The 13,473-nt window shown below is 42.7% G+C and carries 16 protein-coding genes and 1 riboswitch; of the genes, 14 read left to right on the forward strand and 2 right to left on the reverse strand.

What is annotated here, in order from left to right; genetic code table 11:
• Positions 1 to 42 precede the first annotated feature (42 nt).
• Positions 43 to 618 (reverse strand): carbonic anhydrase family protein, encoded by a 576-nt coding sequence (locus tag G414_RS07315; protein WP_051125790.1) that lies wholly within the window; start codon positions 616 to 618, stop codon positions 43 to 45.
• Positions 619 to 941: 323 nt separating this feature from the next.
• Here G414_RS07315 and G414_RS0104825 point away from each other — a divergent pair, with 323 nt between their 5' ends.
• The 6 genes from G414_RS0104825 (at position 942) to G414_RS0104850 (ending at position 5,042) form a co-directional block, all read left to right on the forward strand.
• Positions 942 to 1,163, forward strand: coding sequence for a hypothetical protein (locus G414_RS0104825; RefSeq protein ID WP_051125796.1), 222 nt, complete (start codon positions 942 to 944; stop codon positions 1,161 to 1,163).
• 15 nt (positions 1,164 to 1,178) lie between these two features.
• Positions 1,179 to 1,910, forward strand: coding sequence for a VTT domain-containing protein (locus G414_RS0104830; RefSeq protein WP_022791723.1), 732 nt, complete (start codon positions 1,179 to 1,181; stop codon positions 1,908 to 1,910).
• Positions 1,911 to 1,921: 11 nt separating this feature from the next.
• Positions 1,922 to 2,533 (forward strand): rod shape-determining protein MreD, encoded by a 612-nt coding sequence (gene mreD, locus G414_RS0104835; RefSeq protein ID WP_027694550.1) that lies wholly within the window; start codon positions 1,922 to 1,924, stop codon positions 2,531 to 2,533.
• A gap of 349 nt (positions 2,534 to 2,882) precedes the next feature.
• Positions 2,883 to 3,527 (forward strand): amino acid ABC transporter permease, encoded by a 645-nt coding sequence (locus G414_RS0104840; protein ID WP_022791725.1) that lies wholly within the window; start codon positions 2,883 to 2,885, stop codon positions 3,525 to 3,527.
• 11 nt (positions 3,528 to 3,538) lie between these two features.
• Positions 3,539 to 4,192 carry an amino acid ABC transporter ATP-binding protein gene (locus tag G414_RS0104845; RefSeq protein WP_022791726.1) on the forward strand — a complete coding sequence of 218 codons (654 nt, stop codon included), beginning with the start codon at positions 3,539 to 3,541 and terminating at the stop codon, positions 4,190 to 4,192.
• Positions 4,193 to 4,208: 16 nt separating this feature from the next.
• On the forward strand, positions 4,209 to 5,042 hold the full coding sequence (locus G414_RS0104850) for an amino acid ABC transporter substrate-binding protein (protein ID WP_022791727.1): 834 nt from the start codon (positions 4,209 to 4,211) through the stop codon (positions 5,040 to 5,042).
• A gap of 55 nt (positions 5,043 to 5,097) precedes the next feature.
• Here G414_RS0104850 and G414_RS0104855 read toward each other — a convergent pair whose 3' ends face one another.
• Positions 5,098 to 5,739 carry a hypothetical protein gene (locus G414_RS0104855; protein WP_022791728.1) on the reverse strand — a complete coding sequence of 214 codons (642 nt, stop codon included), beginning with the start codon at positions 5,737 to 5,739 and terminating at the stop codon, positions 5,098 to 5,100.
• Positions 5,740 to 5,867: 128 nt separating this feature from the next.
• Between G414_RS0104855 and G414_RS0104860 the strand changes: the two genes are divergently transcribed.
• The 8 genes from G414_RS0104860 to mraZ all read left to right on the forward strand — a co-directional run bounded on the left by G414_RS0104860 (position 5,868) and on the right by mraZ (position 13,456).
• Positions 5,868 to 6,707, forward strand: coding sequence for a sulfite exporter TauE/SafE family protein (locus G414_RS0104860; RefSeq protein WP_022791729.1), 840 nt, complete (start codon positions 5,868 to 5,870; stop codon positions 6,705 to 6,707).
• Between the two features lie 3 nt (positions 6,708 to 6,710).
• Positions 6,711 to 7,073: a DUF1634 domain-containing protein gene (locus tag G414_RS0104865; protein ID WP_022791730.1), complete on the forward strand. Its 363-nt coding sequence runs from the start codon at positions 6,711 to 6,713 to the stop codon at positions 7,071 to 7,073.
• A gap of 44 nt (positions 7,074 to 7,117) precedes the next feature.
• Positions 7,118 to 7,294, forward strand: a riboswitch (Lysine riboswitch).
• Between the two features lie 97 nt (positions 7,295 to 7,391).
• Positions 7,392 to 8,864, forward strand: coding sequence for an amino acid permease (locus tag G414_RS0104870; RefSeq protein ID WP_022791731.1), 1,473 nt, complete (start codon positions 7,392 to 7,394; stop codon positions 8,862 to 8,864).
• A gap of 206 nt (positions 8,865 to 9,070) precedes the next feature.
• Positions 9,071 to 10,492, forward strand: a complete 1,422-nt coding sequence (pyk, locus tag G414_RS0104875; protein ID WP_022791732.1) for a pyruvate kinase — start codon at positions 9,071 to 9,073, stop codon at positions 10,490 to 10,492.
• Positions 10,493 to 10,606: 114 nt separating this feature from the next.
• The gene (gene prmA, locus G414_RS0104880; RefSeq protein WP_022791733.1) at positions 10,607 to 11,566 is read left to right on the forward strand and encodes a 50S ribosomal protein L11 methyltransferase; all 960 of its coding nucleotides are present in this window, start codon (positions 10,607 to 10,609) and stop codon (positions 11,564 to 11,566) included.
• Between the two features lie 2 nt (positions 11,567 to 11,568).
• Positions 11,569 to 12,315, forward strand: a complete 747-nt coding sequence (locus G414_RS0104885; protein WP_022791734.1) for an RsmE family RNA methyltransferase — start codon at positions 11,569 to 11,571, stop codon at positions 12,313 to 12,315.
• A gap of 11 nt (positions 12,316 to 12,326) precedes the next feature.
• Complete coding sequence (locus G414_RS0104890; RefSeq protein ID WP_022791735.1) at positions 12,327 to 12,707, forward strand: hypothetical protein; 381 nt, start codon at positions 12,327 to 12,329, stop codon at positions 12,705 to 12,707.
• Between the two features lie 314 nt (positions 12,708 to 13,021).
• Positions 13,022 to 13,456: a division/cell wall cluster transcriptional repressor MraZ gene (mraZ, locus tag G414_RS0104895; protein ID WP_022791736.1), complete on the forward strand. Its 435-nt coding sequence runs from the start codon at positions 13,022 to 13,024 to the stop codon at positions 13,454 to 13,456.
• The last annotated feature ends 17 nt before the right edge of the window (positions 13,457 to 13,473 follow it).

Consider the following 13,473-nt stretch of genomic DNA (forward strand, 5'->3'; position numbering starts at 1 on the left):
TAAAAAAAGCTCGAAGACAGCTGTCTTCGAGCTTTTTTAGGATTAAAAATAGGTAACTGGCCGGTCATTTAAAGCTTGCTGTGTACGACGATTATCAGGATGAAAGGCAGTCACCTGTGCTAACTGATCTGAGGATACACAGATTGGTTTTGTAAAGAGGTACCATTCAACGTTTTCTGACAGTGGCGGAGTAGTAAGTGAGCCAAGATAGTGAAGATAGTGATTATCATCAGGAAGGAGTGGGCCTAGGTCAGCCAAAAAAGGTGTTGTGGTTGGATAATGCGCAAGTATGTTGGCGATGGCGGGGTTTTCTTTTCCAGGCGTTAACATGACGGCAATCACGGCTAGCCGACCGTCACTGGCCTGATGGACTAGGTGTAGCTCACCGGCAAAAAATTGATGGTCAAAACTATGTTCACTCGGCGTATGAATATGCCCTTCCTGTAAGGTAAAGCGGCGACCGTTAATGCTATTATGAGCAGTTAGACCAAACGTCAAACTACTTGCACTCATAAACACAGTATTGATAGTGGGTCCAAGATCTAATTGTAAGGGTGTAAGGTCGGAACTAGAATCTGCGCAGGCTAGTTTGAGTGGTAAGTCAACAGGTGATTGCATTTGACCGCTAATGAAGGGCTAGTCTGCTTGATGATGATAATCTAACATGAATTTTCACCTAACACTTTCTTGATTTCTGTTCATCATAGCAAGAAAGAAATAGGCTGTCAAAAATAACACCTGTATAAACCGTATTAAATGGCTTATAATAGTTCAATGAAGTGACCGCTTCTTCTATTTATAGTATGAGTCTGAGCGGGTCAATTAAAAGGAGGCAGACAATGTCAGAACAACCAGAAGAGAATGGGACCAGCAAGCAGGTTAAGAAAATTACACCGACTGAAAAGAAGGTATTACATCAAATCGCGGTTTTAGCTTCATGGATGTCTGTATTAATGTATGTTTCCTATATTCCACAAATTTATGGTAATTTACATGGTAACCCTAGCAATCCAATTCAACCTTTTGTGGCGATGATAAATTGTATTTTTTGGACTATTCACGGTCTTTTTGGCTTAGACGGTCATACCCGAGATAAGGCGATTATTTTTGCTAATGTACCCGGGATTATATTTGGTTTCTTGGCCTTCCTAACCTCATTTTAGGTAGGACTGTGAGGGATGCAACATAAAGTTAAAGCTGCACGCATAGATAATTTTCTTAAACTAATTCTTTCCCTCCTAGTGGTCATCTTAGTCGTTTATTATGGCTATTTATTGGTAACGAGTTTACCCTTAAATTTTTCCAGGGCCGACGTTATGGCCTTAATACGCCAACATCGATTAAGCGGGGCGGGTTTGTTGATTGTGATGCTCTGTATTGCGTCTTGCATTCCTGGGGTACCTGTTGCTTTGCTTGGTGTGTTGGCTGGCGTTTGCCTGGGGAAAGTATCAGGTGCGCTGGTTAATTTAACGGGGATGGTTGCTGGTAACTGTTTAGCTCTGTATATTATGGCCCACTATGGTGAACATCATCGGGGGCACCCTAAAGGACGCTATCAGCAAAAACTGGCGGCCTGGCTAAAACAGTGGCGGTATCCGGAATTAGGGCTGGTTTTGGGTTATATGGTTCCTTTAGTGCCAACCAGCTTGGTTGACTGGGTCCTACAGGAAAGTTCCCTGTCTCAAAGATCACGTTTACGAGTCATGATTTTTGGTCTTTTACCAACCGCAATTTTTTATGCGGTTGGTGGAGATGCCGTCTTACGGGGGGATGGTGTCACACTGGGGCTCACGATTGGCGTTTTTTTGGTTATGCTTGCTTTGGCTTATCTGGGTGTACGCTTATTAAGCACTTATCGCCAGAAAGTTCGGTTTGACCATAACGAAGAACATAATAGCAGATTAAAATAATGGGGGGTGCAATGCTTAAATATATTCATACGACCTGGCTGCATGCCATCTTGGTTTTAGTGGCCGTTTATTTAGATGGTGGGATTGCTTTACAATTGGCCGGTGTCTTATTTAAATTACCAACAGCAGCCAGTCCCTTCTTATGTATTTTAGTTATTTTAATGCCAATTCTATCGGGGACGGTCAATCAAGTACGGATGCGGTGGGGGTATGTCATCGCCTTTGCCGGTGGGTTGGTGTTTGATATTTTTTACACAGGGATTATTGGCATTGCCATGATTGGTTTTCCCTTAACCTTTTGGGTAGCAGCTAATATTCAGCGTTATTTTCCAAACACTATGTTTTGGGCCATGGCAACTTGGTTTTTGTCATTGTGTACGTATTTAACTTATGATTATTTAGCCTTTGGCTTGATTAACTTAGCTAATTTGGCACCAGCTAGTTTTGTGGTCTTTCATTTGTTTCCAACGCTGTTAATTAACTTGATTTTGTTTTTGCTCTGCTATCAAGGGTTAGATTTTTTGTATCAGGCAACTAGGCAGCCAGATTTAGAACATTACAATGTTGATCGGCGTGATTTAAATTCTGGCTTAAATTTCAAACGGCGTTCACAACGCTACTGAGCACGTAAATAAGAGTTGACTTTTAAAGGGCAGTCTTTTAAAATTTAGCTATGTGATTGTTCACGTATGAAGAATAAACGAGTAGGTATTGCTTGTTGTTAAGAGAGTCATGCAGAAGTTGAAAAATGGCCAACATCTTTACCGAACCACACTTATTCAGTTCAAACTTTATCACACTGGGTTGCGCCACTATCCGCTGCGCCTTTGTTTAGTGAAGGTGCTTGAGTGTTAACCAGTAATGGTTAACAAAATTGAGGTGGAATCGCGCTACGTCGTCCTCAAGTCATCTATGGATGGCTTGAGGACTTTTATTTTGTGAAAATAACATGTTTTGGGGAAGGGTTATCAGATGGATTATTTACTACAAATCTTACCAAGTCTATTAGAAGGCTTAAAAATGACCATCGGCATTTTTGGATTGACCTTGTTGGGGGCTTTACCACTTGGAGTCCTGGTAGCCATGGGCTTACGCTCGGACATTCAATTGTTACGTTGGTTGATGAACCTCTACATTAGCGTTATGCGGGGGACACCACTACTCTTGCAGATTGTTTTTGTCTATTATGGATTGAGTATGGCTAATATTGCAACGTTACCACGATTTGAAGCGGCTTTAGTGACCTTTATTTTAAATTATGCTGCTTATTTTGCAGAAATATTTCGGGGTGGCTTGCAGGCCATTCCCAAGGGTCAGTATGCTGGGGCCAAAGTTTTGGGCTTGACCCGTTGGCAGACGATGCGGTATGTTATTTTGCCACAGGTCGTTAAGGTGGTCATGCCCTCTGTCGGTAATGAAGTAATCAACTTAGTTAAGGATTCTTCCCTGGTCTATGTGATTGGAATTGGCGACTTAATGCGAGCCGGTAATATTGCAGCCGCGCGCGATGTGAGTTTAGTTCCTTACTTATTAGTTGGATTGCTCTATCTCATGTTGACTGTCTTAGTGACCGCTGGCATGCGGCACATTGAAACCCGGTTAAATTACTATCGTTAGGGGAGGGTAGCATGTTAGAGTTAACTAATTTAAGCAAGACCTACAATCAACACCAAATTTTTAAGGGTCTAAATTTAGCAGTTCCAACTGGTGAAATTTTGACGATTGTTGGTCCTTCAGGAATTGGCAAAACAACGTTTTTGAAAATTATTGCAGGCCTTTTGGCGGCGGATGAGGGTGAATTAACTTTAGATGGTCAGTCCTTGGCTTTGGATGGTCAAAGGAAAGGGGCTGATGTGGGAGTTATTTTTCAAGATTTTAATTTATTTCCACAATATACCGTTTTAGAGAACATTACCTTAGCCCCTCGTTTGGTTAATCGACTAAATGCGATTGCTAGTGAGCGGGCAGCCAAAAAATTATTAGGTGAACTAGATTTACTTGATCAACAAAATCAGTATCCATTTGAGTTGTCTGGGGGTCAAAAGCAACGAGTGGCAATTGCACGCGCACTAGCTATGCAGCCACGAATTTTAGCCTATGATGAGCCTACTTCTGGTCTAGATGAGGCTTCGACTGAGCGTGTTATTCAAATTATTAACGATTTGCAAGAGCAAGGCGTAACCCAATTGATTGTCACTCACGATCTTCCTTTTGTGGAAGCCTTGGACAGCCGAATTTTGGACTTTGCTCAATTTACAAGAGAAGCGCGTAACGACGTGTGAATAGAGGCATGCTAGGATGAAACGAATACAGCTAACAAAAAAACAGTGGCTAGGGAATGGCATCGTTTTGCTTTGTGTTGTTCTGGTGATTGGAACAGTTTGGGCCTTAACAAAGCGACCAAGTAAGCACTGGTCAGCCCAGTCTGCCCATCAAACGATTGTTGTCGGCGTTGATGATACCTATGTTCCAATGGGCTTTCGCAATGCCCATGGTCAGTTAGTCGGGTTTGATGTTGACTTAGCACGGGCGGCGTTTAAACAGATGGGACTTAAACCTAAGTTTCAGGTCATTGATTGGTCAATGAAAGAAACAGAATTGCGAACGGGGCATATTGATGTTATTTGGAACGGTTATACCATGACCGCAGAACGTAAGCGGGCTGTTCTTTTTTCAAAACCATATCATGAGGACAAATTAGTTTTACTGACAATGAAAAGAGGATCAGTTAAACAGATTAAGGATATGGCACATAAGCGACTAGGGGTGCAAACTGGATCTTCTAGTTTGCAGATGTATAATGATCGGCCCACAGTTTTGAAACATACGGTGAAAAAGCCGGTTGTTCAGTATGATAGTTATGATAAAGCATTGAATGATTTGCAAGTTGGTCGTTTGGATGCGGTGCTTATTAGTCGGGATTATGCACACTACTATGTCAAGCAAGAAGCGCGGCCAACGGATTTTCGGATTGTTGAAACAGCTTTTCCAAAAGAGCAGTATGGGGTTGGTATGCGTAAGACCGATCGTCGCTTGCAAGCTAAATTAAATCAAGCCTTAGAACAAGTAGCTGCAAATGGTGAAGCAAACCGAATTGCTAAAAAATATTTTGGTCATTCTAATGTGCAATAGAGCAAAAAGGTTTCCTTACTAGGTGCTATCGATAGCACCTAGTAAGGAAACCTTTTTAATACCATGAATTATGAAAACCATTGAAACGACTGGCCCAAGGAGCTCCTTTTATGTACCAATGCTCTGCTAGCGTTAAACAGACTAGCGCTAGCCACCAACCAGCTAGACAGTTAGTGAATGTCCCAGCTGGAGTCAGTAGGGCATGGCTAATGCCGGCTAACCAAGTCACTAATAGAAGTAATTGGTTGAGTAGGCGCAACCGCCAGCGCTTAATTTCGGGGAGCACAAAAATAGCTAGGCTTGAATACAGCCACGTTAACCAAAAAACAGTGTGGTTAAAAAAATGATGTGGCTGGGTTAAACCAGTTAGTAAAAGATCGGCGATAAGTAAGACGACTTCACTAGCTAATAGACTAAGCGCTAACCAAGCTGCCGGAATTTTATATTTAAAGCCCCATAAGCAAAAAAGAAGGGTGGTAAAGATCACCAAGGTGCCAAAGGGGTGTCCAAACAAGTACGGAATAAAGGTCAACCAAGCAAAGATGGACGGAACCTGCTCTATGGTCAAAGATTGACTGAGCGTGTCGAGCATGTTTAATAAAGGAACATGTAATAGATGACCAAAAATTAACCAGCCTAAACCAAGCGTTGAGAGGATTAAAAGAATACGTTGTGTACGTTGATTACGAATTAACATGGGATGAGTATGGCTGCTCCTCATAAGTAAAATTTGACAGGCTATAAAAAAGCGGTCATCTATAGTGTAAACGATTTTGCACTTAGCGTATAATCAAATCAGAATATTTTTTATGAGGGGAAGATAAAATGGAGCAAGTAATATTGATATTATTAACGGGGCTACTGGCCGGTACACTTGGGGCTATTTTAGGTCTTGGTGGTGGCATCATTGTGACCCCAATATTGACTGTCTTTATGGGCATTGATATTCGTTATGCTGTCGGAGCCAGTGTGATTGCTGTGATTGCAACCAGCTCTGGGGCAACAGTTGCCTTTTTGAAGGATGATGTTTTAAATATGCGCGTGGCCATGTTCTTGGAGATTTTCACTACGGTGGGCGCTTTACTAGGGGCAGTATTGGCAGGCATATTTAAGCCAACAGTTCTGTATTTTCTTTTTGGGGGCTTACTGCTCTTTCAAGGTTGGAATATGTGGCGCAAGCTTAAAGGACATCAAGATGATCAGGTACATGACAGTTTAGATCCATTAGCCACCAAACTACGCTTAAATGGGACTTACTATGATAAAGAGTCCAAGCGTTCGATCTCATACACCCTAGAGCATGTCCCGGGTGGTGCAGCTGTGATGTTTGGTGCCGGACTAGCATCTGGTTTGCTCGGAATTGGTTCGGGTGCTTTTAAGGTAATGGCCATGGATGGGGTAATGAAAATGCCCTTAAAACCATCATCAGCTACCTCTAATTTAATGATGGGCGTAACTGGTGCTGCTTCAGCTACAGTGTATTTTTTCAGTGGCTATATTCAACCCTTAATTGCTGTGCCACTAGCCCTAGGTATTTTAGCTGGTTCAACGTTTGGGTCACGGATTATGCAGTATTTACCTGCCAGGCGTTTGCGTCAGCTTTTCATCCCCATTGTACTTGTGATGGCAGTGCAATTGATTTATAAAGGAATGGCGGTATTTTAAATCATGCAAGAAAATGAACAAACAATGCAAGCACTTGAAAAACGAATTGGTTACTACATGCGCTTTGGAGTAGCTTTAGCAATAGTAGTAATGGTGATTGGCCTAGGTTTAGCGCTAATCCATCCAGTGCATGAGAGTAGTCAATTTCCAACTGAATTAGGGGCAATTTATCAAGGCTTGCTACAAGGTAGCCCGCTCGCTTATATGATGACTGGCCTGCTAATTTTAATTTTCACACCCGTATTACGAGTGGTGACCTCGATTGTATCTTTTGCAAAAATGCATGACCAACTTTATACGGTTATTACCCTTTTGGTGTTATGCATTTTAATTTTTGCAATGTGGCTAGGTTATGTCCAGCGTTAAGTCTTGACAAGGTGGGACGGACTGCCGTAAAATACAAGCTAACATAAATAAATAGAGGTTGCAGCTGACAAGAGTCACTAACCAAACCGGCGGGTAATGCGGTTAGTAAAAGGGGAAGTTGCCGAAATGAACGGATGGCAGTCTTAGTTCGTTGGTCTACTGATTAAGAGTCAGCAGACTGTCGCAATAATTTTATACCATTGCGGAGCGCTATCGATAGATTAACAGGAACTTAGGGTGTCCATCGTTTGCTATCTTTAGCAAGGTGGGCGCTTTTTTTATGTTATGAAATCTAGGCCTCATATTAAAGGAGGATTTATGTCAGAGAGTATTGAACATCCGGGTGAACTAAAGCGTACGCTAAAGACCCGCCACTTATCGATGATTGCCCTTGGTGGGACCATTGGGACTGGTCTTTTTGTTGCTTCTGGTGCAACGATTACTCAGGCCGGGCCACTAGGTGCCTTAATGGCTTACGGCTTAACGGGAGTGATGGTTTACTTTTTAATGACCAGTTTAGGTGAGATGGCCACTTACATGCCTGTTACGGGCTCCTTTTCAACGTATGCTGATCGCTTTGTCAGTCCAGCCTTTGGCTTTGCGATGGGGTGGAATTACTGGTTAAATTGGGCAGTCACTGTAGCTGTGGAAGCAGCTACAGTGGGGGTTGTGATGGGCTATTGGTTACCCAATACACCCTCTTGGATTTGGTCAGTCTTAGTGTTGATTTTAATTACAGCGATTAATTTATTATCAGCACGCAGTTATGGTGAGACAGAGTTCTGGATGGCCATGATTAAGGTGATTGCGGTTTTAGCCTTTTTGGCAGTTGGGTTTGCCATGATCTTAGGGATTATGACTTATAAGCCGGATGTATCACGGAATTTAATGGTTGGTAATCATGGCTTTGTCCACGGATTTAATGGCATTTTGGCTGTTTTGATGGTCGCCGGCTTTTCTTTTCAAGGAACCGAGTTTATTGGTTTAACAGCTGGAGAGTCTGAAACGCCTGAAACTTCAGTCCCAATTGCGATTAAACAAGTTTTTTGGCGGATTTTGCTTTTCTATATTTTATCGATATTTGTGATTGGTGCCATTATTTACTATAAGGATCCTTCCTTACTAAATTCTAGTGAGTCTAATATCGCTGTCTCACCTTTTACGACAGTCTTTCAAAAGGCAGGGCTAGCAAGTGCTGCTTCGGTAATGAATGCTGTTATCCTAACCTCAGTTATTTCATCATCTAATTCAGGCCTATATACAGCATCACGAATGCTTTATTCAATGGCTCACGAGCATTTTGCGCCTAGCATTTTTGGGCGGGTAAACCCTAAGACTGGTATTCCGGTCATTGCCCTCCTAGGCACCCTAGTCGTGGCTGTTTTGGTTTTTGCAATGAGTGTCATCGGTGGTAACATTTATATGTATTTGGTTGCTGCTTCTGGATTAACTGGGTTTATAACCTGGATTGGCATTGCGATTTGTCATTACCGCTTTCGGCGGGCCTTTAAAGCACAAGGACATTCGGTTAATGAGTTGCGTTACCATGCAAAGCTCTTCCCAATTGGCCCCTTGTTGGCTTTGTTTATGTCCATCATCGTAGTGATTGGTCAAGATTTGGCTTCCTTCCAAGGTCCAATCCAAAATTGGAACTGGCATGGAATTGTAACGACCTATCTGGCGATTCCAATTTTTATTGGTCTCTATGTTGGTTATCAATGGCGGCATCATTCAAAGATTCGACCATTGACTGAAATTGACCTGCAAACGGATGCTCGACCTAAAGATTAAATAATAGACATGTGAAAATAATAATAAGCACCTGGGTACCAGCATACTCAGGTGCTTATTTCATGGATCAGTGAAAAAGCCGGTGTGTAAAGGCTTACATCTAAAAATCCCCCTTTTTTCAGTATTAAATTATGGGGGAATGGTGTACAATAAGCCTTAGTTAAGCAAGCAATTGTGAACTTTTAATAAAGGAGATTTTTCAAAACATGAAAAAGACCAAGATTGTTTCAACCCTTGGACCCGCAAGTAACGATGTGGAGACCATCGCCCAATTGATCGAAAACGGTGCAAACGTTGTTCGTTTGAACTTTTCACACGGTGACCATGAAGAGCACTTGGGACGGATTAATGCTGTCCATGAAGCTGAAAAGCAGACTGGTAAGACCGTTGGTGTGATGTTAGACACGAAGGGTGCCGAGATCCGGACAACTGTTCAAGAACCAGGCAAGATCGAGTTTAACATTGGGGATATCACACGTATCTCAATGGATAGTTCACTTGAAGGAACTAAGGAGAAGATTGCGGTTACGTATCCTGGTTTGTTCGATGATGTTCACGTTGGTGGCCACATTCTCTTTGATGATGGAGCCATTGACATGTTGGTTACGGATAAGGATGAAGCTAACCGTGAGTTAGTTGTAAAGGTACTAAATCACGGCTTCCTAGGTTCACGTAAGGGAGTTAATGCACCAGGTGTTGCAATTAACCTACCTGGTATTACGGAAAAGGATGCTGATGACATTCGTTTTGGCTTGCAACATGATATTCAATTCATCGCTGCTTCTTTCGTACGTAAGCCAGAAGACGTAATGGATATCCGTGCTTTGTTAAAGGAAGCTAACATGGAAGATGTTATGATCCTCCCTAAGATTGAATCACAAGAAGGTATCGACAACTTTGATGAAATTTTGAAGGTTTCAGATGGTTTGATGATTGCTCGTGGTGACATGGGTGTCGAAATTCCAGCTGAAAATGTGCCATTGGTACAAAAGGAATTAATCAAGAAGTTGAATGCAGTAGGTAAGCCAGTTATTACTGCCACTGATATGCTTGATTCAATGCAAGAAAACCCACGTCCTACACGTGCGGAAGCATCTGACGTTGCCAATGCCGTCTTTGATGGTACAGATGCAACGATGCTTTCTGGAGAATCAGCTAATGGTTCATATCCTGTCCAGGCCGTAGCAACGATGGCACGGATTGATGAAAAGGCTGAGACTGCTTTGCTAAAGTATGGCCGTCACCAAGACGACTTTGTAACCGGTGATGTTACTGAATCTGTAGCGGCTGCTGTGGCTAACGCAGCAAACAACTTGGACGTTAAGGCCGTGGTTGCTGCTACAACGTCTGGTTATACAGCTAAGATGATTTCAAAGTACCGTCCAAACACAACTATCTTGGCCATGACCTTTGATGAGCGTGTACAACGGTCATTGACGATTTACTGGGGTGTTAAGCCAGTCATGTCAGTTCCAGTTCAAACAACTGATGAAATGATTGCCGCAGCTAAGGAAGCTGCAGTTGCTCAAGGAATTGCACAAAAGGGTGATACAATTATCGTCACCGCTGGTATTCCAGTGACGACATCAGGTACAACCAACTTGATGACGATTGTAACAATCGACTAAGGAATATAAGTAAAAAGAGCCAGCAACCTTGTGTTGCTGGCTCTTTTCTTTATTCACTTATGCTATGCTAGGAATACATAATAGTATAGATGAAACAAGAAAGGAGCTGCTAACATGGTATGGCAATCATTAACGGTAACGACCCAAAATGAAGCAGTGGATGCTGTTAGTAACATTTTGATGGAGGCGGGGGCCGCTGGCTTACAAATTGCAGATGCGGCGGACCGAAAAAATTACTTGCCAGCTGATCAAACCGTTCTGTTGGATTGGACGAGTGTGGATTTCCCAACGGAAGGGGCACAAGTGACGGGCTATTTTCCTGATACAGTGAAGCTAGCAGATTTGTTGCCGACCATTCGACAACGGGTGCAGACATTAGCAAATTTTGGCTTGGACAATCAACCAGCGACAGTGGAGCTGAATACAGTGACTGATACTGATTGGGCGACTGAATGGGAAAAGTACTACCATCCTGTTCAAGTCAGTCGGCACCTTACAGTGGTCCCTAAGTGGGAACATTATCAAGCTAGTCGTAGGGATGAAGTCGTTATCACCTTAGATCCAGGCTTAGCTTTTGGGACTGGGACACACCCAACTACGAAGTTGATGTTGCAGGCGCTTGAAGTCGTTATGCGTGGTGGCGAAAGGGTCATTGATGTTGGTACTGGATCTGGTGTTTTAGCGATTGCAGCTTCATTAATGGGGGCAAAGCACGTGTTGGGAACCGATTTAGACGCAGTAGCTGTACGATCCGCTAAAGGGAATGTTGCCTTAAATCCCCAGGTTGGATCCATTGAGATCCAAGTTAGTGACCTCTTAGCCGATGTAACAGAGCAAGCAAATGACTTAGTAGTGGCTAACATGTTGGCCGAAGTCTTGTTACCTTTAATTCCACAGGTTAAATCTGTTCTTGCGCTTGGTGGCTGGTTTTTGTTATCGGGAATTTACTATGATAAGGTAGCGACAATTAAAGCAGCCCTTCAAGCAGAAGGCTACCAGTTAGTAGAGCAGTTACAAATGGACGAGTGGTATGGGTTAATCGCACAACGACAGCCGGCAAAACAAGAGGGATAACAATGCAACGGTATTTTTTAGACTTTGAACCAACTAGTACCACCTTTCAGTTACCAACTGACCTGGCTCATCATTTCATTACCGTTTTACGAGCGCAGGTGGATGATCAAGCAGAATTTGTACTACCGGATCGTGAAACAGTTATTCTGGCCCGCGTTAAGCAACTTCAAGTTGATGGCGCACAGATGGAGGTGCTTGAACGCTACCAACCTCAGGTGGAATTACCTGTTGAGGTCACCTTGATTATTGCCTTGGCTAAGGGGACAAAGCCTGAATTGGTAGTCCAAAAGGCGACTGAACTCGGTGTCAAAGAGCTAATCTTTGTTGAGACAGCTTGGTCAGTTGTACATTGGGGTAGTAAGGCAGCAAAAAAAGTAGCTCGTCTTCAAAAAGTGGCGCAGGCAGCTGCTGAGCAGAGCCATCGGACGAAGGTGCCAATAGTTAATTACCAATCAGCTTTAACTTCTTTAAGGCTAGCTGAGACGGCAAAGAAAGTGGTAGCCTGGGAAGAAAGTGCTAAACAGGGTGAACAGCGTCAACTGGCGCGTGTTTTTCAGCAACTTAAACCGGGTGATCACTTGGTTGCTCTAATTGGACCAGAAGGTGGGTTGACACCAACTGAAATTACAGAGCTTAAACAAGTTGGCTTCATACCAGTTGGTTTAGGTCCCCGTATCATGCGGGCTGAAACCGCCCCCCTTTATATATTAGCAGCTCTAAGCTATGCGTTAGAGTTAGCGGCTGAATGAGGAGAGAAAAAATGCAAAAAGTATGGCAACGGATTAATTGGTGGCTAATCGCAAGTATGCTTGGATTGGCTTTTTTAGGCCCTTTAGTTTGTGAGTGGCTTGGTGTACAAGCTGTGTTTAAGATTATTGGACTCTATTTTGTCTTGAATATGACCTTTAGCCTATACTTAGGACATTACTTAAGGCAACATGGTGCTTTTTGGTGGTTCCTGGCGGGGTGGCCATTATTGTTTGGTCTAGCAACTTGGTTTGGTTTAGTATCAGCTTATTATGGTTATGCGCTGGCTATCCTATATGGACTTTTGGAATTAGTGACATATACGAGTGGACAGGAAAGTGAACCGGATATAGCTTCTCAAATTCCTGTAGACGGTGGTTATCATAGTATTTAAAAGTAAAGTGGTGTTAAAAGGTGGGCCCAGGGCCCACCTTTTTTTATGGTCAAAAAACAGCCTGTCCATAGCATTCTTAGTCGATAGCCTAGGTTGGGATAGAAGGGTAATAAATTTTATTAAAATTCATGATATAGCAAGAAATACCGACGTATCAGGCTTTCTCATCGAAGTTAGTCTAACAAGTGTGTGGAGAAGGGTGGAAGATAGTGGAGAAAGGTGGTGGATTGTGGTAAATTAAACATATTAAAGTAACTGCAGTGTCTTTAGCTGGCTAAGCAAACAGTGACCTAACGAAGGGAGGAATATTGACCATGTTTATGGGTACCTATCAACATAGCTTGGATACTAAAAATCGGTTAATTATTCCTGCCAAATTTCGTAACCAATTAGGGGATGATTTTGTTATTACTCGTTGGATGGAACATTCGCTGCGGGCATATACCCGACAAGGTTGGGATCAATTAGCCAGTTCAATCAAAGCTTTGCCCGAGACAAATGCCAAGGCGCGACAATTTAAGCGTTTCGTATTAGGGGGCGCTCAAGAAGTTGAATTTGATAAACAAGGTCGAATTAACTTATCACAAAATTTACGATCCTACGCTGACATTACGAAAGATGCGACTATTTTTGGTTTGGGAGATGACTCCTTTGAAATTTGGAGTACTGAACGTTGGCAAGCATATGAAGCGACCGTTACTGAGAATTTCGATGACATTGCGGATGGCTTAGACGAATTGAATTTTTAACGAAGATAGGTGGACTA

The organism is Weissella halotolerans DSM 20190, assembly GCF_000420365.1.
Lineage (GTDB): Bacteria > Bacillota > Bacilli > Lactobacillales > Lactobacillaceae > Weissella > Weissella halotolerans.

Coding starts and splice junctions, on each gene's coding strand:
- G414_RS07315 (WP_051125790.1), bottom strand. CDS start 618: ATGCAATCACCTGTTGACTTACCACTCAAACTAGCCTGCGCAGATTCT.
- G414_RS0104825 (WP_051125796.1), top strand. CDS start 942: ATGTCTGTATTAATGTATGTTTCCTATATTCCACAAATTTATGGTAAT.
- G414_RS0104830 (WP_022791723.1), top strand. CDS start 1,179: ATGCAACATAAAGTTAAAGCTGCACGCATAGATAATTTTCTTAAACTA.
- mreD (WP_027694550.1), top strand. CDS start 1,922: ATGCTTAAATATATTCATACGACCTGGCTGCATGCCATCTTGGTTTTA.
- G414_RS0104840 (WP_022791725.1), top strand. CDS start 2,883: ATGGATTATTTACTACAAATCTTACCAAGTCTATTAGAAGGCTTAAAA.
- G414_RS0104845 (WP_022791726.1), top strand. CDS start 3,539: ATGTTAGAGTTAACTAATTTAAGCAAGACCTACAATCAACACCAAATT.
- G414_RS0104850 (WP_022791727.1), top strand. CDS start 4,209: ATGAAACGAATACAGCTAACAAAAAAACAGTGGCTAGGGAATGGCATC.
- G414_RS0104855 (WP_022791728.1), bottom strand. CDS start 5,739: ATGTTAATTCGTAATCAACGTACACAACGTATTCTTTTAATCCTCTCA.
- G414_RS0104860 (WP_022791729.1), top strand. CDS start 5,868: ATGGAGCAAGTAATATTGATATTATTAACGGGGCTACTGGCCGGTACA.
- G414_RS0104865 (WP_022791730.1), top strand. CDS start 6,711: ATGCAAGAAAATGAACAAACAATGCAAGCACTTGAAAAACGAATTGGT.
- G414_RS0104870 (WP_022791731.1), top strand. CDS start 7,392: ATGTCAGAGAGTATTGAACATCCGGGTGAACTAAAGCGTACGCTAAAG.
- pyk (WP_022791732.1), top strand. CDS start 9,071: ATGAAAAAGACCAAGATTGTTTCAACCCTTGGACCCGCAAGTAACGAT.
- prmA (WP_022791733.1), top strand. CDS start 10,607: ATGGTATGGCAATCATTAACGGTAACGACCCAAAATGAAGCAGTGGAT.
- G414_RS0104885 (WP_022791734.1), top strand. CDS start 11,569: ATGCAACGGTATTTTTTAGACTTTGAACCAACTAGTACCACCTTTCAG.
- G414_RS0104890 (WP_022791735.1), top strand. CDS start 12,327: ATGCAAAAAGTATGGCAACGGATTAATTGGTGGCTAATCGCAAGTATG.
- mraZ (WP_022791736.1), top strand. CDS start 13,022: ATGTTTATGGGTACCTATCAACATAGCTTGGATACTAAAAATCGGTTA.